The sequence below is a fragment of the Cypionkella sp. genome (assembly GCF_028290025.1).
GTDB lineage: Bacteria > Pseudomonadota > Alphaproteobacteria > Rhodobacterales > Rhodobacteraceae > Cypionkella.
Map to the genome: position 1 here is coordinate 1 of NZ_JAQGKQ010000052.1, position 23,693 is coordinate 23,693.

Consider the following 23,693-nt stretch of genomic DNA (forward strand, 5'->3'; position numbering starts at 1 on the left):
GCGCAGAATGCCGCCGCGCGCGCATTCAAACACCGCCACTTCAACGCTGGGCTCGCGCAGTACAAGACCCGCGCTCTTTGGGCCCGAGCAATCACCCGAAGCAATTTTATCTGCGCCAAGGTAAATACCGGTGGTGGTGGTCAGCCCGACCGTGGCACCAGTGGCTTCAAGTATATGCGCCAGCATCCGCACGGTGGTGGTCTTGCCGTTGGTGCCAGTTACCGCAAAGATCGGGATGCGGCCTTGCGAGCCTTGGGGGAACAACAGTTCCAGCACCGGGCGGGCGACGTTGCGCGGCCGACCCTGAAACGGCTCCAGATGCATCCGAAAGCCGGGGCCGGCGTTGACCTCAATGATACCGCCACCTGTCTGCCGCACAGATTTGGTAATGTCAGGACAAACGAAATCTATCCCGGCGATGTCGAGCCCGACAATTCGGGCTGCCCGTCGAGCGACCAAAGCATTTTCCGGGTGAATCTCGTCAGTTCGGTCTATCGCGGTGCCACCGGTCGAAAGGTTCGCCGTGGGCCGCAGCCAGACCGTCTGACCCGCTTCTGGCACGCTGCCTGCGTTCATGTTGCAGCGGTCAAGGTAGCGCAAAGTGATGTCATCAATCTCAATACGCGTCAGCACCGAGGCGTGGCCGTGGCCGCGTTTGGGGTCAAGGTTCACCTCGGCCACAAGTTCGGCGATACTACGTTGGCCGTCGCCTGTGACGTGGGCAGGAACGCGTTCGGCTACAGCCACCACCTCACCGCCTATTACCAGAATGCGGTGATCGGAGCCGACGAAATGCTGCTCGACGATGACAACACGTCCGTACTCTCTCGCAGTTCTGAACCCCCACTCGACCTCTTGTGTCGAAGCGATCCCGATGGTCACGCCGCGCCCGTGATTTCCGTCCAAGGGCTTCGTCACTACCGGAAATCCCAGCCGCTCTGCCGCCCGGACGGCCTCGGCTTCTGTTGTCACAAGCTCACCTTTTGGCACAGGCAGATTGGCATCGTCCAAAAGCTGCTTGGTCAGATCCTTGTCGGCCGCGATGTCAGTGCCGATTTGCGAGGTCAGGTCCGAGCAACTGGCCCGGATGCGTTTTCGATGGATGCCTTGACCGAACATGATGAGACTGTCGTCATCCAGCCGCCGAGCGGGGATATTGCGCCGTTCGGCCTCTTTCATCAGCGATCGCGTCGTCGGCCCTAAAGCACGCCTTGCCGCAACCTCGCGCAAGTCTGCGAAGCCATCATCCAGCGTCGCGGGTAAGTCGCCAAGGCCGACCACGCCCTGCAGTTCGGCGGGCAGCAACTCATCAACCAAACGCATGGCAAGCCGTCCCGCAGCCAGCCCCACGGCTTCATCGACATAGGCGAACATGACATTATAAACGCCCAGCCGCCCCTTAACACCTCGCGTCTTTCCACGGCTAACTGGCATCCCCACCCCAGTCTGCAATTCAAGCGCGACATGCTCGATGACATGTCCAAGCCATGTTCCCTCGCGCATCCGACGCACGAAACCGCCGGGTTCGCCGTAGCTACAGCCGTGGTTTGCAAGCCCCGGAAGTCGCATAAGCAGCGCCTCGACAAAACCATCGAGCGTCGTGGTGGGCCGCTCTTCTAGCGCGCCAAGGTCGATCTCAAATCGGATCATCGGCGTTTGCGAATAAAGGTGCGGTCCGCGGAACACTCTGGTGCCTAAAAGCTGCATTGGCTGCGGTTTGGCGTCTTGCAATGCTGCGGATCTAACGGGCGTGATCATGTCTTTTCCAATCCCGGACGAGGTTCTTCCGCGATGGCGCACCTGATTTTCGAGTGGCAGCGCCAGCGTATGGCCTGTCAACGAGTTTGTATGATGGGCAGTTCCCGGCCTGTTCGCTCGGTACGGAAACGTACGTAGTCTTGGGCTGCACCACTGCTTCTGGTTGCGTTACATTGGAATCGTACACAGCCGAGCTGGCTGGAATGAGCGAGGTAAGCGAATGGGCAGACAGAACTTTTTTCAGGTCGACGCACGGCCCATGGCTCTAGAATCGGTTAGCCCGGATTGGGTGGCCGAAAGCAATCACCGCATCGCAAACAGTCTTAGTCTCGCGGCGGCGTTCCTTCGGATGCAGGTTCGCCAATCCGACAGTGAAGAAGTGCGCTCTGCTTTGCTCTGCGCCCAGTCGCGCTTGGCAAGCATCGCTAGGGTACATGCCTATTTGCAGCACCACGCAACGTCAGCACAGATTGATCTGGCAGAGTATTTTTCCGAAACACTGCCCGACCTTGCCGCCGCTGTAGGTATCCGATGCTCCCTGTCAATAAACGCGACCAAGCCGCTTAAGGTTTCTGCCCGGGCTGCGATGCAAGTGACAATCATCGTCAACGAACTAATGACCAATGCAATTAAGCACGGTTTGAAGTCGCATTCACGCGACACCTCATGTTCTGATGGATGCGTCTCGCTTGATGTGGACGCAGGTGAAGACGGAACTATACGGCTTCGGTTTGCGGACGGTGGCGCCGGGCTGCCAGAAGGCTTCGACATCAATCAGGGTAACGGCCTAGGGTTGAAAATCGTAGCCTCAGCGGTGCAGGATCTGGGTGGCTCACTGAGCGCCCAAACGGGCCGGGGTGCCGAATTTGTTGTCAGGTTCCCCGCAGACTATACCCAATGAGCCGCTCATATTCTGATTCCGGCTGGCCATAAGAGCCGCCCGCCCCCGCCTCAAGCCCCTCACGGTCTAGGATAACAACCAAGCCGCGCGTGGATTTGATAAGATGACGGCCCTCTAATATATGCAGCGCCGAAGTCACGCCGGCCCGCCGAACCCCAAGCATGATTGAAAGAAACTCGTGGGTGAGCTCAAGCTCGTCCTGACCGAGGCGATCATGGCTCATCAAAAGCCAGCGGCAAAGGCGCTCTTCCAGCACGGACTGTGCGTTTGAAACCGCGGTTTGCGAGGTCTGCATTAACATCGCCTGTACGAAGCGAAGAAAAAACACCCGAAGCGCCGGGGCATCGTCCATCGCCTTGCGCAGTGCATCGCTTTCAACGCGAACGCCCTTGCCGGCCACTTGGAAGAAGCATTCTTGCAGCGAACGGTCGCCACCCATCACGACGGGAATACCTGACATCCCTTCCCGACCGAATATGCCCACTTCGGCGCGCTTGTCACGTCCGGCCGACACAACAGTGGATGCGATACCGCTTACCGGGAAATACACATAATCAATCGGTGCCATAGGCTTTTCTACAAAAAAACGAACCGGCAATTCTACTGGCTCCAGTAGGGTATCTATGCTCTGCCAAAGCGTACCCGGCATCGCCAGAAGGAGAGTGTTGCTTGGTCGATTTGCGTAATTTGAAATCATCTGGTCCACCGTTATAAACGGGATGAGGAATTAAATCTGACACTCACAGATAGACTATCACGTTACCTAGTACTCAAAAAACGTATTCTGCGGATTAGCGCTATTGTGCGTTTACAGCGTAACTACTGTGGCGGCCCCACCGCAATTCTTTGAAGCAGCTTCCGCCGGATCAACGTTTGGCAAAAATATAAATCGTCCGCTTCTTCAACTAAGAACGCCTCGACGGTAGTCTTGCCTTCCAGCTCGATAAAGCGCCCATCCTCCGATCAGCATGGCCGCACCCCAGACCAAAAAACCTATATCCCAGTAGACCCATTGGTCAGCGGGCACCGTCTCGTTCACGTGGTGAAGCTGCAAGAGATGGTGATCGACAACGCCCTCCACCAAATTGAACGTGCCGAAGCCGATCAGCATGGTTCCCGCCAGCAATTTGCCCGACCACCAGAGATGCGAGCGGTGCGCAGTGCGCCACAGCAAGAGCAGACCGATGACGACAAAGACGTAGGTACTGGCGTGAAAGAGGCCGTCCCAAAGGGTGTTCAGCTTAAGCGCCGCCACGTCAATCGGTGGGTGCGTTTGACTCAGCATGTGATGCCATTGCAGGATTTGGTGGAGCACAATGCCATCGAAAAACCCGCCGAGGCCCAAGCCGAAGAAGATGCCCGCCGAAGTCGGAAATGCGCGATCGGCTAATCTGGCAGTGTCGCGCATGGGAGGCTTCCCGGTATTATGAAGTGCTTCAGACATAACGGTTTGAGGCAGAACTAGTTCCTACCGCGCATGAGGGCGGGGATTTAGATCAAACGGCATACAATTTAAGGCCACATGGACAGCGGTGAACCAAGAAGCGTCCTGCGCGTTATCCGTCGTTGACAGCTGGCGCAGGACAAAAGATGAAATTTCTACACGACAACGGGCTTACGCTCACGCTTCTGATCATAACGGCGCTTTGCATCTGCGGGATGGTGGCGTCCGGTCTGCAGGTCGAGAATGAGATGCTTGCTGCGCATGGTCAGACCCCGATAAGTCTTTTGTTCTACATCCAGTCCGGCACGTTTTTGTCAGCGCTTTTCGAGAATTGGGAAAGCGAGTTTTTGCAGATGGCGGCATACGTTATGCTCACTTCATATCTGTTTCAGCGCGGCTCAGCCGAGTCTCGAGACCCCGACGAACCTGCGCGGGACGGCAACGCAGTGCCGCTGTCGTGGCGCGCGCAAAGCTCCTTTTGGCGCTGGCTTTATGCGCATTCTCTGGGGCTCGCATTGGCAGCGATGTTTTTCGCATGTTTTGTAGTGCATTGGCTCGGAAGTTGGGCCGCATCGAATAGCGAAGCCTTGGTTCACGGAGAGGTGCCAACATCGGCGTGGGCGTACCTTGAAGATGCGCAGTTCTGGTTTGAGTCTTTCCAGAATTGGCAGTCCGAATTCCTATCGACGGCGGTCTTGGTCGTACTCTCCATTTTCCTGCGGTTTCGCAATTCTCCGGAATCAAAACCTCTGATCGCCGCCAACAGCGACACCGGTGCTTCGTAGGGAGGGGTGTTTTTACGGCCCTCGTTCGCTTGACCATGGCGATCACGATCCGCGGTCTATTTCTTTCCTAAACCAGAGCAACCCAACGAATGCTCCTTTGACCAACCGCAAAACCACCAGCGTCAATATCGCAATGATAATTGTCGTCCATATTAGCAGCGTTTGCGGTTCTGGTCTCCACGCAACATAACTCAGCCCAAGAACGGGAATCAGTAGCAGCCCCACTATCGACGTGGTGAAAAACGCCGGCCCATCTGCTGATCGGTATATCGCGAGCGGCTCGCCGCAGAAACTGCAACTGCCCTGAACCGACAGATAACCGTCGAATAGCTTTCCTTTACCACATTTAGGACATTTGCCGAGCAACCCCCGATAGAAAGCCGTTCCCGCGGAAATGTCTTCCGATGTCATGTTCACCACCTTCGAACGAAGAACTCCATCAATCTACTCTCGCGCTTGTCGTCGTCGATCGACTTAATGCGTGCAAGCGGCAACTCGGGCTCCGGCACACCTCATTTTCAGCGAGACAACGCATAGATCAACACCACCAGCACGATGAATAACCCAGCGGCCCATATCCACTTTGAAACTTTAACGTCGCGGGTATCGACCGATGGTTTCGGCGCAGAGCGGATTTCCTGCGCGCTCGCCATCCGCAGCTGTTCTTTCGTTGGGGGATGTCCACCTGCCTCATCATCCGTGCCCAAGGGAGCGGCCGCAGGGTCGCTGGCCGATACTTTGTCAGAGCCTGCACCGTGATCAAGCTGATGACGCAGGGCATCGCTGGTAACAATGCCTTCTGGCGAGCGCCCCGAAGATGCCTGGGCTTCGGCGCTGTCCAAAGGGCGATTGGGCGGCGAGTCAGAGTTATTCATCGGGGACTTCATTTTGCATCTTTCCATTGAGGTCATGCGAGCGCATCGGGCGTTTTTTAGTCGGAGCCGGATGAAAATATGTGCAGCGATTTACCGCCTTCACCCCATTGGGCGAGGGCGGTATTTTACTAGGAAGATTAACGCGACGCTTGATAAAGCTTGGCAGCAATTTCATACATCTCTTCCGGCGCATAATCCGGCGTGAATGCCGACGGCACGCCATTCAACTGCTGGATTTTACCGCCGTCGGGCATCCCCTCAACGACAGTCAACTCTCCCGGAGGATCATCCGGCAATGCAACTTCACCGTTACCCCAAATTCCCGACATTTCTTGGTAATCGTCCGGGCTGAAAGTATACAGTCGGCGGTGTGAGCCCTCTTCCAGATACTTTTGACATTCCGGGATGTTACCAAGGGGAATATTCGGCACGGGCAACATTTTCTCGATTGAAACGCCGGTTATTTTTTTCAGGGCCAAGGCATAGGCATGAGCATGGACCGAACCGCGTACCAGAAGGTACCCGCAGACTTCCCGGCCAGTAGGATCCGTCAACGACTCATAAACCCGCAGTTTGTGGAGGCGCGCGCCGCATTCGAGGTGGAAGTTGTGCAGAAGATCAAAAATTACGTTGCCGGTTGTGGTGACAAAATCGTTATTCCACGATTGCCCGTTGCTGTTTACCGGCACTGCGCCGCCGCCATTGGAGAAAAACGCGGCTGCGAGGCGAACGTCTGCCATCATTTCGTAAGGTGCGCCCGAGATGTCTCCGCCATATTCCTCGTCCAGACTCGTATCGGGGCCATTGTTCAGCATGGCGACACCGTTGCTGACCAATTCAACATGGCCCAATTCTTCAGCGGTAATCGCGGCTACCAAGCTGTAAAAAGGCCGAAGTTTGCTCTTGCTGCGAAAGTTAAAGCTTTGAAACATATAGTTTCCAAGCGTAGACATTTCACCGTATTTTCCGCCCAGCAATTCTTGAAGCGCAGCACCTGCGTTGGGATCGGCCCTGAGCGGAGCAGGCAGTTCAATTTGTAGCTTGTCGACACGAAGAAACATGTTGCATCCTTTCTGTTGGTTTTTCAGTTGCTCTTTCTCTTTCCCAACCATCAAGAACATCCCTCGTTCCCCGCAAATCGCCATATCAAGAAATTAAATTTCTCAATTTCAATTTATCCTGAAATAACAATGCGAGATGAGGATGCGTAATTTATAATTATTGCGGCGTGCTACGGATTGTTTCTGTGCGCTGTAATCTTCGCTACGGCTCGCATTCATATCCTTTGGTTAACTGCGATCTGGCCAATGGTGTTGCAGTTAGCTTGGAGCGTTTAAACACCGCTTACTGCGGTGCTTAATACCATAAGTTGTTGCGAGGCGGCCTGCACTTCGGATCGCGCTTGAGAGTGGTGGCGGCTGTTTGCCCGACATACGACACTCTCGCTTAGCTTCGCTCGTCGTAACGCCGACCATCGTCACAAACTCTTTCACGGGTAAGCGGAAAGGCCCTCCATTGGTTTGCCCTTCCGGCCAAATCAATTAGAGTTGGCCGTAACAAGCAAATGGTAGAGGTTCTTCATGCAGGTCACGCGGCGCAATTTTTCAATCGGCCTGTCCGCTTTGGGCCTGTCAGCCTGCGTCGGAGGTGGCCGCAGTTCCAGTCGTCCCGCAGCGCAAACCACAATGCCGATGGTGCCAGACGCGGGTTTTGACGCTTGGGTGCAAAATTTCCGTCCGCGTGCCGTCGCAAAAGGCGTCTCGGCGGCGACGTTTGACACTGCCTTTCGTGCTTCGGGTTTCATCCCTGGCGTGATTGAGAAAGACCGCAACCAGACCGAGTTCACCCGCACCACCGAAGATTACCTCGCCATTGCCGCCAGCGATGAACGCCTGAGCATGGGCCGCCAAATGCTGGCGCAGCAAATGGGCACCTTGCGCGCGATTGAGGCGCGTTATGGCGTGGAGCCGCATGTTGTTGCGGCGTTCTGGGGGCTCGAGAGCTTTTTCGGCACAAGGCGCGGCAATGTTCCGGTGATTTCGGCGCTAGCGACTCTGGCCTATGAAGGCCGTCGTGCGGCATTTTTTGAACAACAACTGGTTGCGGCGCTGAAAATCCTGCAAAACGGCGATACCAACACGCAGAACATGACCGGCAGTTGGGCGGGTGCGATGGGGCATACGCAGTTCATCCCGACCAGCTACCAAGCCTTCGCGGTTGATTTCAACGGCGATGGCCGCCGCGATATTTGGAGCGACGATCCCACCGATGCTCTGGCCTCGACCGCCGCCTATCTGTCGAAAAACGGCTGGACGCATGGGCAGCCTTGGGGGCAGGAGGTTACGCTGCCGTCTGGTTTCAACGTTGGCCTTGCGGGGCGTGGCAAGGGTCGCAGCGATTGGGCGGAACTTGGCGTGCGCGCGGTAAATGGCAGTTTGGGCGGTCATGGTGCCGCATCTCTGCTGCTGCCTGGCGGTCCGCGCGGCCCCGCTTTCCTGTTGTATCAGAACTTCAATGTCATCCTGCGCTACAACAACGCCGAGAATTATGCGCTGGGCGTCGGCTACTTATCGGACCGCTTGAACGGTGCTGGCCCGCTGCGCGCGGCTTTTGGCCCGGATGCACAAGGCATGACTTTGGCCGATCGGCAGAATTTGCAACGCAAGTTGACAGCGGCTGGGTTTGATACTCAGGGCTCGGATGGGGTGATTGGCGCTAAAACCATCGCCGCGATCAGCGATTTTCAACGCGCGCGGGGGCTTCCGGTGACGGGTCAGCCGAGCGTCGAATTGCTGCGGATGTTGTAAGCGTTAACGATTTCTTCACCACTGTCATGGCAGCTTGCTTGCCATGAACAAACCACGTGCCTTCAACGAAGCCCCCCTGCCGCTGTTCGCGCCCGACGTGGATGAGGCGGTGGGGAATGCGTTGCCGGGCAAGCTGCCGTCCTACATCGCCGATCATCGTAAACGGCTTCGTACCCGCTTCATGGAGGGCGGTGCTACTGCGATGCCCGACTATGAACTGTTGGAACTGCTGCTGTTTCGCGCCATTCCTCGCCAAGATGTAAAACCGCTGGCGCGTGAGTTGTTGGACACGTTCGGCGATTTCAACCGGGTGGTTACTGCAGTGCCGGCGCGGTTGATGATGGTGAAAGGTATTGGAGAGGCGGTGGTGCAAGAGCTGAAAATTGTTGAAGCGGCTGCCCAACGGATGATGCGAGCGCGGGTGATGAACCGCCCGCTGTTGTCGTCATGGGATGCACTGCTCGATTATTGTCACACCGCGATGGCGCACCGCGAAACCGAACAATTTCGCATTTTCTCGACCGTAAAAACGTGCTGATCGCAGATGAGGAACAGGCCAAGGGCACAGTCGATCATGTGCCGGTTTATCCCCGAGAGGTGGTCAAGCGCGGGCTAGAGCTGAACGCCTCGGCGCTGATCTTGGTTCACAACCACCCCTCCGGTGATCCGACGCCCTCGCAAGCCGACATCACCATGACCCTGCAAGTGCAAGAGGCCGCGCTCGTCTTGGGCATCACTCTGCACGATCACTTGATCATTGGCAAAAGCCGCGAGCTTAGTTTCCGGGCGGCGGGGTATCTATAGACTGCGCCGCTTTGCGGTTGTGCTTACGGGCATGCATCTTAGCTTTGGTCGCCTCGGCACGGCGCTGCTTCTCGGCGTCCCCCAGCTGCATCAGCGTTGCGTTGCCCGACAGAGCGACGACATTGTCAACCCGCTGCGGCTTGATGAAGAACCAAGAGCGGTAACGATTATAGGTCACGTCGCCCGCCTTATCGGTGATTTTCAGATGCAAGCCCAACTGCTGCACTAAATCATGTACTGCCCAAACCACCAGCGGCCAGCTTTTCACATCGTAATCATCCCCGGCCATAATGCCACCGGGCTTCAGCTTGGCATACCAGTTCAACAGGGTGCGGCCTCCCTCCTCGCCGGTGTGGGCGTAGCCGTCCACATAGATGAAATCGAAATAGCCGTCGGGGAACAGATCAATCGCCTGATCAAAGGTCATCCGCAGCAGATGATAGTTTTGATCCAAGCCCACCAGTCGCAGCGCAGCCTTATATTCGGCGGTGTTGTGCGAATCGGCATACATATCAACGCCCCAGAACCGCGCGAACTTGCCTGACGCCACCATCTTGGCCGAGAATGACCCCGCCGCGACGCCCAGCTCTATCCCCAGATTGCCACTAGGCGTTAGGTCGTCAATCACGTTCCAGCGGTAAGTGTCCGGCACTACTTCGGGCGTAACCTCAGGCATTTGGCTTTCTGCGATATCGCGCAGCTGGTCTTTTTGCATCTGGATTCCTTAAGGCTGGGATGGCGTGAAAGAAGGCTTTAGCCAAACCTCCACCCGGCGATTGAGTCGGCGGCCTGCGGCGGTTTCATCACATGCCATCGGCAACGCCTCACCAAAGGCTTCGACATGCGGAAAGGCGCTGTCCGGCATTCCGGTGGCTGCCTGCTTTAGCGCGGCAAGGATGCCATCGGCACGGTCTTGCGACAGGGCAAGATTGGCCTCCGCCGCGCCGGAGCCGTCCGAAAAACCCGCTAAGATCAGAGTCTTGTTTCGGAATGATCCAACTTCGATCTGTTGCGCCAAATCATTTAAGCTGTCTTGGCTTTCCGCATCCAGCGCCGAAGTGCCATCTTCAAAGCGGAACGTCAGCGACAGGCGATCCGCGCCGTCCATCAGGTCGACGAGGCGCTTCAGATCGGACAAAGTCGTCTCTTCGCCCGCGCCTTGAATGGCGTTGATCAGGCGCAGGCCGTCGGCTGTCATCGGTTGGCTTTCGAGGCCGCGATCAATATAGCCGCCGCGCGCGATGGCAGCTTGGGCGGTGGGTAACGCCAGAAATTCGAGAAACTCACGCGCCATCAGCGGCAGACGACGACGCGGGGTCAGCAAAAACACCGGAAGCGTAAGCGGATAGTCGCCTGCCTTCACCGCCAGAGCGCTGGGTGTCAGCGGAAAGCCGCAACTGTCCGACAAGGGCAAGGCGCGCGCTGCACCTTCCGAGGCGCGCCCGGTCAGCGCAATGCTCCATGGGTCTTTCGCCACCGCATCCGCCAGCGCGCGCAGATCGGCATGGGTGATCGTTGCCGCCGGGTCGCGCCCCAGCCGCGCAGAAAGTGCGCGTTGCAGATCGCTGTCTGGCGTAAGGCCGTGCAATACCAGCGGCATGTCGAGCCCACCGACTTCGGACCAGTTTTTCACCTCACCAGCCAGCACGCGCGCCAGATCAATCGTCGAAATCTTCGGCAGCGGATTGTCCGGCGCGACAATTGGCACCAAAGCATCGAGCGCAACGGCTTTTGAGCCGAAGTCTGGTTCGATTGCCGACGCGACCATTAATTCGGCGCGTCCAGCCTTCAACTCTGCGCGGGCCTGATCGGGAAGTAGCGGGCGAAAGGACATTTCGGCCAATACTTTATGGGTTGCGGGGTCTGTCAGCACTGCGCCTTCTGGGCCGACCGCATACAGCAAACCGCGCGATTTTGCGAACCCTGCGATCAGTAGCGGCAACAGCGCAAACCCCGCATCAGCTTCACCTACCAAGCGGATCACGGCTTTTGGGGCAGTCAGATCGGGGCAGGCCGGGCCATCGCAAATCACGCCGGAAGCGTCAATGGTCAGCAGGCCATAGGAGCTGTCGATACGGAAAAACTCGCCATCATAACCTTGCAGAGTGCCCGCAATCGCCAGCGCCCCATCGCGTGAGGTCAGCGTGACGTCTTGCGCCATCGCCACACATGGCAGAAGCGCGGCGAAAATCGCCGCGCGCCAGAAACTTATCATTAATCCCGCCCTGACCGTGAGTTGGCCGTTAGTTTGCAGAGGCGATAGTCATGTCCGGGACAAGATTTTTCAACACAAGATAGTCACCCACCGCGTTACAATCGGGCATTTCGAGTGACATATCACTAATCTTCACCGCTCCGGCGGTGGTGAGCAGAGTTTGCCCCAGCATTTCACGGCCGCAGGTGGCTTTGGTCACGGCGGCCTCTATCAAGATTTCGGGCTTGGTCGTGGTGTTTTTGGGATAGGTGTATACTTGCGCAAGCATCGGCAAGGTTGTTGAGGCATCACCCAGCACGGTCATAAAGCCGCCCTTCGCCGGAACTCCAGTCGCTGGCGCGTGCGGCATGGAAGCCGAGACATCACCGGCGCCGCCGAACTCAGAGGTATCCTCAAATGCATGGAGCTGAAAGGCATCGTCTTGTTGCCACTGTACCGCAAAACGCCGCAGGCTGGCCAGTTCTGGCACAAGTACTTTCGCGCTGACAGAGGTGTTATCCTTAAACATTACTTCGACTTCGGCATTTTGTACCAGTGCTGGCAAATCCGTCAACAACGCGCCCTTCGGCGAGGTTTTAGCGGTGAACGTCAGACCAGCGTGTTTCACCACGACCCGCTCAGAGGCGTGGCAAGGCGAAAGCAAGTTCACCTCAATCAATGCGTTTTCGCTGCTCGCAAGATTGAGCGCCACCGGGCAAGGATCAGATCCTGTCTTCAGGGGCACAGCAGGCACTGTCGCGTCAATGTGAGAGGGTTGCACTGAGACTGGCATCACCATTGTAACGGGCGAGGCGGGCTTCGGCGCCATGACGGTAAGTTGGAGCTTGGCGGCGTCTGTAGCTTTCGGCAACATCGCCACCGCGATCTTTTTAACCGGAAGCGCCACAGCCATATCTGTAGCAGCGAGACGCTCGATGTGTTTCGGCTGCTCGAGAAGCTGGGTGTTGGCGGGCTGATTGCTCGCATTGCGCGCGGCCATGGGCTTTTCCGACATGCTTTGCACCAGATGCCCTGCCCCCAAAGCAATCGTGATCACCGCGACGCCACGGGCCAGTCTGCGCTTCATATCGGCTGCCATCGGTTCCTCCAGCGAATCTGTTTGAGGGGTAGTGCCCGTCAAACACGGCGCTGATGCGGCGCAATCAAGGAATGTTTCCGAACTCCGCGGCAGCAAATAGGCAAGGGCAGCCGAAGCTGCCCCTGATCAATAGTGCTGTAACATTAAGTCGTTATCAGACCAGCTTGCCGTGACACGCTTTGAACCGTTGGCCCGAACCGCATGGACAGGGATCGTTGCGGGCCGGGTTGCCCCAAGTTGTCGGATCGGCTTCGTCAAATCCGGCGAGTGCTGCCGCCGTTGGAGAACCAACCGCAGGCGCTTCAATCGCAGTTGCTTCACGATCTGCGGCCTGTGCAGCTTGCTGTTGCGCGATAAACTGCGCCATCATGGCTTCTTGTTCCGCTTGGCTGACCGGGCGAATTTGCGCCAGTTTTTGCGTCACGTCTTGGCGCAAAGAGTTCAGCATGGACTCGAACAGCGTGAAGCTTTCGGTTTTATACTCGTTAAGCGGATCGCGCTGTGCATAACCCCGGAAGCCAACGACCGAGCGCAGGTGTTCCAACCGAAGCAAGTGGTCACGCCATTTCGCATCAATGCTTTGCAAAAGCAGCTGTTTTTCGATGTTCCGCATACTTTCCGGCCCGAAAGCCTCCAGCTTTTCGGCCATCAAGGCGTCAGAGGCCGCCACGATACGCTCGCGGATGGTTTGCTGGTCGGTGCCTTCTTCGGCGGCCCAAGTCGCTATCGGCAAATCGAGGCCCATCTTCTCGATCAGCGCCTCTTGCAGCCCGGCGGTATCCCAACGGTCGGCGTAGGTTTTGGCGGGCATGTAGTGATCGACCAAATCTTCGGCAACCTGATGGCGCATGTCCATCACGATCTCGCCCAGATCCTCGGCCTGCATGACTTCCATGCGCTGACCGAAGATGGCTTTGCGCTGGTCGTTCATCACATCGTCGAACTTCAGCAACTGCTTGCGGATGTCAAAGTTGCGGCCTTCGACCTTGGCCTGCGCGCGTTCCAGCGATTTATTGACCCAGGGGTGAACAATCGCTTCGCCTTCCTTCATGCCCAGCTTCGACAGCACGGCATCAAGACGCTCGGAGCCGAAAATCCGCATCAGATCGTCTTCTAGCGACAGGAAGAAGCTGGAGCGGCCCGGATCGCCCTGACGGCCCGAACGGCCACGCAACTGGTTGTCGATGCGGCGTGATTCGTGACGCTCTGTTGCCAGAACGAACAGACCGCCAGCCTTCTTAACCGCTTCCTCTTCATCGGCATGTTCAGCTTCAACCCGTGCGCGCACCTCATCCGGGTGCAAATGCGGATCGGCGGTGATCGCTTCCATCACCTTGAACTCAACGTTGCCGCCAAGTTTGATGTCGGTGCCACGGCCCGCCATGTTTGTCGCAATCGTCACGGCGTTCAGCTTGCCTGCATCGGCGACGATCTGCGCCTCTTGCTCATGCTGACGCGCGTTCAACACGTTGTGCGGGATGCCGGCCGCTTTCAACATTTCCGAAAGCGCCTCGGATTTATCAATCGAGGTGGTGCCGACCAAGATCGGCTGGCCCGTCGCATGGGCTTCCTGAATGGTTTTCACCACGCCTTCAAACTTCTCACGCGCGGTGCGGTAGACGGCATCATGCTCATCTTTGCGCTTCACTTCGCGGTTGGTCGGCACTTCGACCACGCCGAGTTTGTAGATTTCCATGAACTCGTCAGCCTCGGTCGAGGCCGTGCCGGTCATCCCGGCCAACTTGTCATAGAGACGGAAGTAATTCTGGAAGGTCACGCTCGCCAAAGTGACGTTTTCGGGCTGAATAGCCACGCCTTCTTTCGCCTCAATCGCTTGATGCAGGCCATCCGACAAGCGGCGGCCCTTCATCATCCGGCCGGTGAACTCGTCGATCAGCATCACTTCGCCGTCGCGCACGATATATTGCTGATCGCGGGTGAACAGCTTGTGCGCCCGCAAAGCCTGCGTGACATGGTGCACGATGGTGGTGCTTTCGGGCTCATACAGGCTTTGCTCGGCGGGCAGAATCCCGGCCTCGTGTAGCGCGTGTTCGATGAAATCGTTGCCGTCTTCCGAATAGGTGACGTTGCGAGTTTTTTCATCCAGCTTAAAATGCGTCTCATTCAGCAGCGGGATTAGCTTATCGACCAGTTGATAAAGCTCACTGCGGTCTTGTGACGGGCCGGAGATGATCAACGGCGTGCGCGCCTCATCGACCAAGATGCTGTCCACCTCATCGACAATCGCATAGTTGTGGCCGCGCTGGTTCATCTCCTCCAGCGAGGCTTTCATATTGTCGCGCAGATAGTCGAAGCCCAACTCGTTGTTGGTCGCATAGGTGATGTCGGCGCGGTAAGCCTCACGCTTTTCCGCCTCACCCTGATAGGGATAGACCACGCCAGTGGTCAGGCCCAAAGCCCCGTAGACCTTGCTCATCCATTCGGCGTCGCGCTTGGCGAGGTAATCGTTCACCGTAACCACATGCACGCCTTTGCCCGAAAGCGCGTTGAGGTAAGCCGGGAAGGTGGCGACCAAGGTCTTGCCCTCACCAGTGCGCATCTCAGCGATGTTGCCCTGATGCAGGAAGATCCCGCCCATCAACTGCACATCAAACGCGCGCAGACCCAAGGCGCGCTTGGCGGCCTCACGGCAATTCGCAAACGCCTCAGGCAGCAGCGCATCAAGGCTTTCGCCACCCGCAATCCGCCTCTGGAAATCGGCGGTTTTCGCCTTGATTTCATCATCACTGAGCGCCGCAAACTCCGGCTCTAACGCGCTAATCTTCGCAACCAAAGGGCGCACCGATTTGACCATCCGGTCGTTCGGTGTTCCAAACATCTTCCGCGTAAGCGATCCAAGACCCAGCATGTTTTCTCCGCCCGGTCGTATATACCACCGGTATTGACAATATCGTGTGAGGCTCTGGCTTGCTCGACTGCGGCGGCTTCCTTAGAAGGGCGTCAAAGCTTGGGCAAACTTGCATCACACGCGACCCGTGCGATGTAAGGGTAAGGCCCAGCATAGTCAACGTCGCGCAGGGTTGCGGACCGATCAGGAGAGTGTGAGATGGCAAAAGCGATGCGGTTTATGGCGGGAATGGCACTGTCCCTCGCCTTGGCAGCCCCAGCACTGGCGCAAGACCCAACCGCCGATACGGTGATCGCCACCGTCAACGGCACCAATATCACCTTGGGCAATATGATCGTGGCGCGCGAAAGCCTGCCAGAGCAGTATAAGACTTTGCCGCCGGATGTGCTGTTCAAAGGCATCTTGGATCAACTGGTGCAGCAGACAGTCCTGGCGGCGTCGCTGGAAGACAAGCTGACCAAAAAAGACACGCTGCAACTGGAAAACGACCGTCGCGGTTATCTGTCGAACGCCGCGTTGAAGCCGATTGTGACTGCCGCTGTGACCGATGCGGCGCTGCAAAAAGCTTATGACGAAAAGTTCAAAGATGTGGCCCCGGCGACTGAATACAACGCCTCGCACATTTTGGTGGATAGCGAAGAAAAGGCGAATGAGCTGAAAACCCAGCTCGCGGGCGGTGCCGATTTTGCCGAGCTTGCCAAGGCAAATTCCACGGACACCGGTTCGGGCGCGCAGGGCGGTGATCTCGGCTGGTTTGGTTTGGGCGCGATGGTCAAGCCGTTTGAAGATGCGGTTGTGGCGGCCAAAGTTGGTGAAGTTTCCGGCCCGATCAAATCGGATTTCGGCTGGCACCTGATCTTGGTGAAGGAAACCCGAGTCGCTGCGAAACCTACACTGGACGAAACACGCGATGAGTTGGCGCAAGCGATTGAGCAGAAGGCCGTCGAAGATCACATCAAGACGCTGACCGACGCTGCCAAGATCGAAAAGCCGGGTGAGGCGATTGATCCAAAGTTCCTCGGCGACGCCACGCTGCTTGATAAATAACAGTTACGCATTCTTGCTAATACGCTAAACATCGGCGCGCAGACCTTGCTGGTTTGCGCGCCGAATTCAGATAGACGCGGACATTTAGCGGGGGACGCAATGGCGAAAAAAGAGTTGAAGGCGAAGGTTAAGTCGTTGAAAGCCAAGCTGAAAGCCGTGGCACCTTCGCCTGTGGTTAAGGCAAAGAAAGCCAAGCCAGTCTCGCCGTTGGCTCCCGCCGCCTTCCCGAACCTACCGGTGATTGCGGGCGTTGAGTTTGCCGCTGTTGAAGCTGGCATCAAATACCAAAACCGCAAAGATCTGATGCTGGTGCGGCTTGCCCCCGGCACCGCGATGGCTGGGGTTTTCACCCGTTCGACCACCCGCTCGGCTTGCGTGCGCGATTGTCAGGTGAAGCTTGCGACCAAGGTGCCCGCTGGTGCTGGTGGCGCTATCGTGGTGAACTCGGGCAACTCTAACGCCTTTACCGGGCGCGTTGGCGATGAGGCCGTTGCTGCCGTCACCAATGGCGTGGGGGAGGCGCTGGGCATCCCCGCCTCCCGGGTGTTTTCATCCTCGACCGGGGTGATCGGGGAGCCGCTGCCCTATGCCAAAATCACCGACAAGATCGCTGATCTGGCGAGCGGATTGCGTGAGGATGCCATTGAAATGGCCGCCAATGCGATGATGACCACCGACACATTCCCGAAAGGTGCAGCCGCTTCCGTGCAGGGCGATGGCGGTGAGATTAAGATCGCGGGCATCGCCAAAGGCTCGGGCATGATCGCACCGGACATGGCGACGATGTTGGTTTATATTTTCACCGATGCCAAAATCAGCCAGACCAATCTGCAAAAACTGCTGTCGCGCAACACCGAGCCGACGTTCAACTCAATTACGGTGGACAGCGATACTTCAACCTCCGACACGCTTTTGCTGGCCGCCACTGGCAAATCTGAGGCCGCCGAGCTGAAAGGCGCATACCTGAAAGCCTTCGAGATCGCCCTGCGCGGCGTGATGATGGACCTTGCGCATCAAGTGATCCGTGACGGCGAGGGGGCGACCAAGTTCGTCGAAGTTCGCGTCACCGGCGCTGCCTCCAACTCTGATGCGCACAAAGTTGCGATGGCGATTGCCAACTCGCCGCTGGTGAAAACCGCTATCGCTGGCCAAGATCCGAACTGGGGGCGCATCGTTGCGGCGATCGGTAAATCGGGTGCCGAGGCGGATCGTGACAAGCTGAGCATCCGGTTTGGCGATGTCTTGGTGGCCGAAAATGGCTGGCGGAACCCCGAGTATAAAGAAGAAGACGGCGCGGCTTACATGCTGCAATCCGATCTGGTGATTGCCGTCGATATAGGCTTAGGCAAATCTGCGCGTTCGGTTTGGACTTGCGATCTAACCAACCGTTACATCGAAATCAACGCCGACTACCGTTCTTGATATATGAAAACCCTGCTCGTCTCTGCCGTGGCCTTGATCGACTCCGAAGGCCGGGTGCTGCTCGCCCAACGCCCAGAAGGCAAATCGCTCGCTGGTCTGTGGGAGTTTCCCGGCGGCAAGGTTGAGCCGGGTGAAACGCCCGAAGCCGCGCTAATTCGCGAGTTAAGGGAGGAGCTTGGCATCGATACTTGGGAAAGTTGCCTCGCGCCGCTGACCTTCGCCAGCCACACTTATGAAGATTTCCACCTGCTGATGCCGCTGTTTGCTTGTCGACGTTGGGCCGGTATCGCTGCGCCGCAAGAAGGCCAAAAGCTGGCCTGGGTGCGTCCGCAAAACCTGCGCGATTATCCCATGCCTCCCGCCGATCTCCCGCTGATCCCGATCCTGCGCGACTGGCTTTAGCGCATTGAAAAAGGCGTTCTGGGGCGAGCGGCATCAAATCGAAGCAACGCTCTTTAGAAACTGCATCATATTTCTGCAAGTTTTTCCATACGGCGATGAAATTGTGGTGGGAATTTTAACGAATCAGTTCTAGGCTTGAGAAATCATCGCTGATTGGGGGATTAGCACATGCTCAGAACGATTTCGGTAGGTAGTTGCGTTTCTATTCAAGGCTTGCTGGTGGGTCAGATGGCCGACGGCAAAATCATGGTAAAGGTCGATGAAAAAACTTTCGTAGGTTTTCCTGTCGCACGCATCAAATCGTCTTGAGTCTTACATCAGCGCTATGAAAAAAAGGCCGGGTTTCCCCGGCCTTTTCTATTTGGCGGCCCCCTGTTGCCGGAGAGCCAGTGATTAAGCCAAGGTGCGCTGAATTTCTTCGCGCTCGAAGATTTCGATGACATCGCCTGCGCGAATGTCGTCGTAACGCTCAAACGCCATACCGCATTCTTGACCCGAGATGACTTCCTTCACCTCGTCCTTGAAGCGTTTCAGCGTCTTCAGCGTGCCTTCATGGATTACCACGTTGTCACGCAGCAAGCGCACGCCCGCCGAACGACGTGCAACGCCTTCGGTGACCAAACAACCCGCGACTTGACCGATGCCAGTAACTTTGAAGACCTCTTTGATCGTCGCATAACCGATGAAAGTTTCGCGGATCTCGGCTTTCAACAGGCCCGAAGCTGCTGCTTTGATGTCATCCACCAGATCATAGATGATCGAGTAATAGCGGATTTCCACGCCCTTCTGATGCGCCGAGTTCCGCGCCGAGGCGTTCGCCCGGACGTTAAACCCGATGATCGGACATTTCGAGGCTTCCGCCAACATCACGTCGGTATCGGTAATCGCACCCACGCCATAAGACAGCACGCGGACACGAACCTCGTCATTGCCAACCTTTTCAAGCGCTTGCACGATGGCTTCGGCAGAACCCTGCACGTCAGCCTTCACAAGCACCGGGAGCTCCGCAACCGACTGATCCGCCTTGGCTTTCGCCATCAGCTGTTCCAGCGTAGTCGCAGCACCGGCCGCCGCACGTTTGTCTTTCGCGGTTTTCAGACGATAATCCGCGATTTCCCGGGCTTGCGCTTCGGTTTCGACCACGTTCAGCGTGTCACCAGCCGAGGGTGTCCCCGACAGGCCCAGCACTTCGACCGGAACCGAAGGACCAGCTTCGTCGATCCGCTCACCCTTGTCGTTGATCAAGGCGCGCACTTTGCCCCACTGCTCGCCGACAACAAAGATGTCGCCTTTGCGCAGGGTGCCATTTTGCACCAGAACCGTCGCAATCGGGCCACGGCCAACGTCAAGTTTAGCTTCAATCACAGCACCCGCAGCAGCCCGGTTCGGGTTGGCGCGCAGTTCCAGAATTTCAGCTTGCAGAGCAATGGCTTCCAGCAGTTCTTCGATGCCTTGGCCGGTCTTGGCCGAAACTTCGACGTCCTGCACGTCACCCGACATCGCCTCAACAACGATCTCGTGTTGCAGCAGATCGGTGCGCACCTTGGTTGGGTCTGCGCCGTATTTATCGACTTTGTTGATCGCCACGATCATCGGCACTTTCGCCGCTTTCGCGTGGGCAATCGCCTCAATCGTTTGCGGCATCACAGCGTCATCCGCCGCAACCACCAGCACGACGATATCCGTCACCTGAGCCCCACGCGAACGCATGGAGGTGAAGGCAGCGTGGCCGGGCGTGTCGAGGAAAGTCAGAACCTGACCTTTTTCGGTCGTCACCTGATAGGCGCCGATATGCTGCGTGATGCCACCAGCTTCGCCGGAAACCACATTCGCTTTACGGATAGCGTCCAAAAGCGAGGTCTTACCGTGGTCAACGTGACCCATGATGGTGACAATCGGCGGCCGGGTGATCCGGGTGCCATCGGCATCCGCCACCAGTTCGATCGCTTGCTCGACGTCAGCATCCGACACACGCACGACGCGGTGGCCGAACTCTTCAATCACCAACTCGGCAGTATCGGCGTCGATGGCTTGGTTCATCGTCACCATCATGCCCATTTTCATCAGGCTTTTGACAACATCCGCAGCACGTTCGGTCATCCGGTTTGCCAGCTCAGAAACCGTAATGGTTTCCGGCAACTGCACATCGCGGAATTGCTTTTCAGGCTTACCAATGCCCAAAGCCTTTTGACGCGCTTTTTCTTGTTTGCGCTTCATCGCAGCCATTGAGCGGGTCCGACCGCTTTCGCCAGCCAACGCATCATTCAGCGTCAACTTGCCCGTGCGGCGACCGTCATCGGTTTTAGCCTTGGCGTTACGCTCACGCTCTTCGCGGTCACGGTCAACTTTGCGGACGGCCAAAGCAGGCTTAGCGCCCATTGGAGCACGCGCAATCGCATCGTTAACAGCAGGTTGCGCCGGAGCGTTACGATCCGCACGATCACCACGACCCGAAGGGGCAGCAGCTTCCGCGGGTTTCTCAGGCGCAGCCGGTTGACGACGCGAGGTGCCAAGCACATCGGCCTTGCGAGCCGCAGCTTTGGAAACAGCCTCAGCGGCCGCTTCGACCCGAACGCGCTCTTCTTCGTCAGCTTTGGCTTTCGCCGCAGCCAGACGCTCACGCTCTTCTCGGTCTTTGGTTTCGGTTTCTTCGCGCTTGCGAGCACGCTCTTCGTCGCGGGCCTTGTCATCTTCAGCCCGGCGCGCATTGTCTTCGGCTTCGCGCGCTTTTGCTACGCGCAATGCCGCCAGACGGCGTTCCATTTCGGCATCGGAAATGCCAGCGGGGCGCTTCGAAGGATCGCCCAGATGTGATGCAGACCCCGGCGCAGCCGCAGCTCCGGGCGTACCCGGTTTGGCCGCTGCCACTGGCACGACCACGCGCTTGCGCTTCGTCTCAACCACAACGCTTTTCGTGCGGCCGTGCGAGAAGCTTTGCTTCACCTGACCGGGACGAGGTGCGCCGCCACCCAAGCCGAGGGGTTTCTTGCCGTCTGTATCGCTCATGCGTCCTACGTATCCTTCAAGGCGATCTCGTCGCCATCCTGCTGAACGATTTGCCCACGCAAACCAGCCAGCCTTGCCGCTTCCTCTACAACACGCGTCGTGAGTCCACCAGCCGCAAGCGCGGCGTGTATCGCACGTTCGCGCCCGAAAGCCAAACCCAATTCCTCCGCTGACAAAAAGCCGATATACGACCCCTCACCATCCGGTGCGCGCAGCTTCGTCTTACCGCGTTCGGACCCGTCGGCAGCTTGCAAAAGCACCCGAACCTTGTCCTTTTGCAGCCATTCTTTAACCTTTTCATAGCCCATCACGGCCCCACTGGCCTTGCGAGCCAAACTGATCAGGTCAACCACCCGCCGCAACAGCAGCGTTTCCACCAGATCGGCCAGATCATCCGGCACTTTCACCGGCTGACGCGCAGCCCGAGAGAACAGACCTTTTTTCGCGGCTTTCTCAATCGCCGCCCGATCTGCCGAGACATAGAATCCTCGGCCCGGCAATCGCGCCAGAATATCCGGCACGATCAAATCTTCTGGCCCCAGACAAAAGCGAATCAACCCCGCTTTCGGCTGGCTTTCACCGGTCGCAATACACTTGCGTTCCGGGTCGTCTTGCAGATTTTCCCGGCCACCGCGTGTCACGGTAATCCCCCGAGGCCTAAATTAGGCCTCGGCCTCCTCGTCTTGGGTGTCAACCTCTGTGGTTGCACCTGCGAGTTCGGTCGGATCGACCCAGCCCAGCATAACCCGCGCTGTCATAACCAAAGTTTGCGCTTCTTCCAGCGAAACGTCAAACTTCTCTAGAACGCCTTCATCCTTTTTGCGTTGACCGTTTTCTGTGGTCCAGCCACCGGCCAATTCCCAATCCGCACAGGTCGCGAAATCTTCGAGCGTTTTGATACCATCAAGCGCCAGCGCTTCCAGCATTTGGGGAGTGAGCCCCTCAAATTCAACCAGCGAGTCTTCGACACCCAATGCACGGGCCGCATCCATCGCTTTGGTGTTGACCGCTTCCAGATAATCGCGGGCACGCGCCTGCAATTCGCCAGCCGTGCCTTCATCAAAGCCGTCAATCGACAGCAGCTCGTCAGCCTCAACGTAAGCGACTTCTTCGAGATTCGCGAAGCCTTCGGACACCAGCAGCTGCGCCATCATCTCATCGATATCGAGGCTTTCCATGAACAGCTTGGTGCGTTCAGCGAACTCAGCCTGACGGCGCGCGGATTCGTCGGATTCGGTAACGATATCAATATCCAAACCAGTCAACTGGCTCGCCAGACGCACGTTTTGACCACGGCGACCAATCGCCAATGACAGTTGCTCATCCGGCACCACGACTTCGATCTTGCCCGCGTCATCGTCGATGACAACTTTTGAGACTTCGGCTGGCTGCAATGCGTTCACCAAGAACGTCGCCTGATCGGCATTCCACGGAATGATGTCGATTTTCTCGCCCTGCAATTCGTTCACAACAGCCTGAACCCGGCTGCCGCGCATACCAACGCATGCGCCGACCGGATCAATCGAGTTGTCATAGGAAATCACAGCGATCTTAGCCCGCGAGCCCGGATCACGCGCCACAGCTTTGATCTCAATGATGCCGTCGTAAATCTCGGGCACTTCCATCTTGAACAATTCCGCCATGAACTGCGGGTCGGTCCGGCTTAGGAAAACCTGCGGACCGCGAGCCTCGCGGCGCACGTCTTTGATGTAGCAACGGATCCGGTCGTTCGGGCGATACGACTCACGCCCGATCTTCTCGTTGCGGCGCAAGATAGCTTCGCCCCGGCCAATATCGACGATGATATTGCCGTATTCCTCGCGCTTGACCTGACCGTTGATGATCGTGCCTTTGCGGTCTTTGAATTCTTCATACTGACGGTCACGCTCAGCTTCGCGGACCTTTTGCAAGATCACCTGCTTGGCCGACTGCGCCGCGATCCGGCCCAAATCAACCGGCGGCACTTCGTCGACAATCTCATCACCCACAACCGGGTCTTTCAGGTGATCTTTCGCCTGTTTCACCGTCAACTGAGCGTGGTGATTCTCAACGCCGTCATCTTCAACCACCGTCCGAATACGCGCAAAGGTCGCGCGCCCGGTTTTGCGGTCAATCTTCACCCGGATGTCCATATCCGCGCCGTAACGCGACTTCGCCGCACGGGCGAGGCTGTCTTCCATCGCCTGAATGACCAGCTCGGGCTCGATCATCTTTTCGCGCGCCACCGCTTCGGCGGTTTGCAAAAGCTCAAGCTGGTTGGCAGAGGTAATAGCCATCGGA

19 protein-coding genes and 1 pseudogene are annotated in these 23,693 nt (G+C 57.3%); 7 read left to right on the forward strand and 13 right to left on the reverse strand.

What is annotated here, in order from left to right; all coding sequences use genetic code 11:
• Positions 1–1,758, reverse strand: a 1,758-nt coding sequence (gene cphA / locus JWS10_RS08135; RefSeq protein WP_299506219.1) for a cyanophycin synthetase, incomplete at its 3' end; no start/stop codon positions are given.
• A gap of 259 nt (positions 1,759–2,017) precedes the next feature.
• Between cphA and JWS10_RS08140 the strand changes: the two genes are divergently transcribed.
• Positions 2,018–2,659: a sensor histidine kinase gene (locus JWS10_RS08140; RefSeq protein WP_299506222.1), complete on the forward strand. Its 642-nt coding sequence runs from the start codon at positions 2,018–2,020 to the stop codon at positions 2,657–2,659.
• Here JWS10_RS08140 and JWS10_RS08145 read toward each other — a convergent pair.
• Together JWS10_RS08145 and JWS10_RS08150 are read right to left on the reverse strand one after the other, a co-directional pair.
• A complete protein-coding gene (locus tag JWS10_RS08145) occupies positions 2,631–3,356 on the reverse strand; it encodes a Crp/Fnr family transcriptional regulator (protein WP_299506224.1) in 726 nt (241 codons plus the stop codon). The genes JWS10_RS08140 and JWS10_RS08145 overlap by 29 nt on opposite strands.
• Positions 3,357–3,560: 204 nt before the next feature.
• Positions 3,561–4,067, reverse strand: coding sequence for a DUF2243 domain-containing protein (locus tag JWS10_RS08150; protein WP_299506227.1), 507 nt, complete (start codon positions 4,065–4,067; stop codon positions 3,561–3,563).
• A gap of 182 nt (positions 4,068–4,249) precedes the next feature.
• Here JWS10_RS08150 and JWS10_RS08155 point away from each other — a divergent pair, with 182 nt between their 5' ends.
• Complete coding sequence (locus JWS10_RS08155) at positions 4,250–4,888, forward strand: DUF6766 family protein (RefSeq protein WP_299506230.1); 639 nt, start codon at positions 4,250–4,252, stop codon at positions 4,886–4,888.
• 42 nt (positions 4,889–4,930) lie between these two features.
• On the opposite strand, the gene JWS10_RS08160 is transcribed toward JWS10_RS08155, so the two are convergent.
• The 3 genes from JWS10_RS08160 to JWS10_RS08170 form a co-directional block, all read right to left on the reverse strand.
• Positions 4,931–5,299, reverse strand: coding sequence for a DUF983 domain-containing protein (locus tag JWS10_RS08160; protein ID WP_299506233.1), 369 nt, complete (start codon positions 5,297–5,299; stop codon positions 4,931–4,933).
• Positions 5,300–5,406: 107 nt separating this feature from the next.
• Positions 5,407–5,763: a hypothetical protein gene (locus JWS10_RS08165; RefSeq protein WP_299506236.1), complete on the reverse strand. Its 357-nt coding sequence runs from the start codon at positions 5,761–5,763 to the stop codon at positions 5,407–5,409.
• A gap of 137 nt (positions 5,764–5,900) precedes the next feature.
• Positions 5,901–6,884, reverse strand: coding sequence for a manganese catalase family protein (locus tag JWS10_RS08170; RefSeq protein ID WP_299506239.1), 984 nt, complete (start codon positions 6,882–6,884; stop codon positions 5,901–5,903).
• A 459-nt stretch (positions 6,885–7,343) separates the two neighbouring features.
• Between JWS10_RS08170 and JWS10_RS08175 the strand changes: the two genes are divergently transcribed.
• Positions 7,344–8,570, forward strand: a complete 1,227-nt coding sequence (locus JWS10_RS08175; protein ID WP_299506242.1) for a lytic murein transglycosylase — start codon at positions 7,344–7,346, stop codon at positions 8,568–8,570.
• A gap of 43 nt (positions 8,571–8,613) precedes the next feature.
• Positions 8,614–9,374 (forward strand): annotated as a pseudogene (gene radC, locus JWS10_RS08180) (DNA repair protein RadC).
• Here the strand turns inward: radC and JWS10_RS08185 are convergent.
• From JWS10_RS08185 to secA, 4 genes are all read right to left on the reverse strand, one after another.
• Positions 9,346–10,089, reverse strand: coding sequence for a class I SAM-dependent methyltransferase (locus JWS10_RS08185; protein WP_299506244.1), 744 nt, complete (start codon positions 10,087–10,089; stop codon positions 9,346–9,348). The pseudogene radC and the gene JWS10_RS08185 overlap by 29 nt on opposite strands.
• A 9-nt stretch (positions 10,090–10,098) precedes the next feature.
• Positions 10,099–11,589, reverse strand: a complete 1,491-nt coding sequence (locus JWS10_RS08190) for a phosphate ABC transporter substrate-binding/OmpA family protein (protein ID WP_299506245.1) — start codon at positions 11,587–11,589, stop codon at positions 10,099–10,101.
• A 28-nt stretch (positions 11,590–11,617) separates the two neighbouring features.
• Positions 11,618–12,667 carry a hypothetical protein gene (locus JWS10_RS08195; RefSeq protein ID WP_299506248.1) on the reverse strand — a complete coding sequence of 350 codons (1,050 nt, stop codon included), beginning with the start codon at positions 12,665–12,667 and terminating at the stop codon, positions 11,618–11,620.
• A 154-nt stretch (positions 12,668–12,821) separates the two neighbouring features.
• Positions 12,822–15,536 (reverse strand): preprotein translocase subunit SecA, encoded by a 2,715-nt coding sequence (secA, locus tag JWS10_RS08200; protein ID WP_299506250.1) that lies wholly within the window; start codon positions 15,534–15,536, stop codon positions 12,822–12,824.
• Positions 15,537–15,734: 198 nt separating this feature from the next.
• Between secA and JWS10_RS08205 the strand changes: the two genes are divergently transcribed.
• The 3 genes from JWS10_RS08205 to JWS10_RS08215 all read left to right on the forward strand — a co-directional run bounded on the left by JWS10_RS08205 (position 15,735) and on the right by JWS10_RS08215 (position 18,407).
• A complete protein-coding gene (locus JWS10_RS08205) occupies positions 15,735–16,583 on the forward strand; it encodes a peptidylprolyl isomerase (RefSeq protein WP_299479217.1) in 849 nt (282 codons plus the stop codon).
• 99 nt (positions 16,584–16,682) lie between these two features.
• Positions 16,683–18,005 (forward strand): bifunctional glutamate N-acetyltransferase/amino-acid acetyltransferase ArgJ, encoded by a 1,323-nt coding sequence (gene argJ, locus JWS10_RS08210; RefSeq protein ID WP_299506251.1) that lies wholly within the window; start codon positions 16,683–16,685, stop codon positions 18,003–18,005.
• A 3-nt stretch (positions 18,006–18,008) separates the two neighbouring features.
• Positions 18,009–18,407 carry a (deoxy)nucleoside triphosphate pyrophosphohydrolase gene (locus tag JWS10_RS08215; RefSeq protein ID WP_299479223.1) on the forward strand — a complete coding sequence of 133 codons (399 nt, stop codon included), beginning with the start codon at positions 18,009–18,011 and terminating at the stop codon, positions 18,405–18,407.
• 393 nt (positions 18,408–18,800) lie between these two features.
• On the opposite strand, the gene infB is transcribed toward JWS10_RS08215, so the two are convergent.
• Genes infB through nusA form a run of 3 tightly spaced genes read right to left on the reverse strand, consistent with a single transcriptional unit; the run spans position 18,801 to position 23,689 of the window.
• Complete coding sequence (infB, locus tag JWS10_RS08220) at positions 18,801–21,413, reverse strand: translation initiation factor IF-2 (RefSeq protein WP_299506252.1); 2,613 nt, start codon at positions 21,411–21,413, stop codon at positions 18,801–18,803.
• Positions 21,414–21,418: 5 nt separating this feature from the next.
• Complete coding sequence (locus JWS10_RS08225; RefSeq protein ID WP_299479229.1) at positions 21,419–22,054, reverse strand: RNA-binding protein; 636 nt, start codon at positions 22,052–22,054, stop codon at positions 21,419–21,421.
• Positions 22,055–22,075: 21 nt separating this feature from the next.
• Positions 22,076–23,689 carry a transcription termination factor NusA gene (nusA, locus tag JWS10_RS08230; protein WP_299506254.1) on the reverse strand — a complete coding sequence of 538 codons (1,614 nt, stop codon included), beginning with the start codon at positions 23,687–23,689 and terminating at the stop codon, positions 22,076–22,078.
• Positions 23,690–23,693 lie beyond the last annotated feature (4 nt).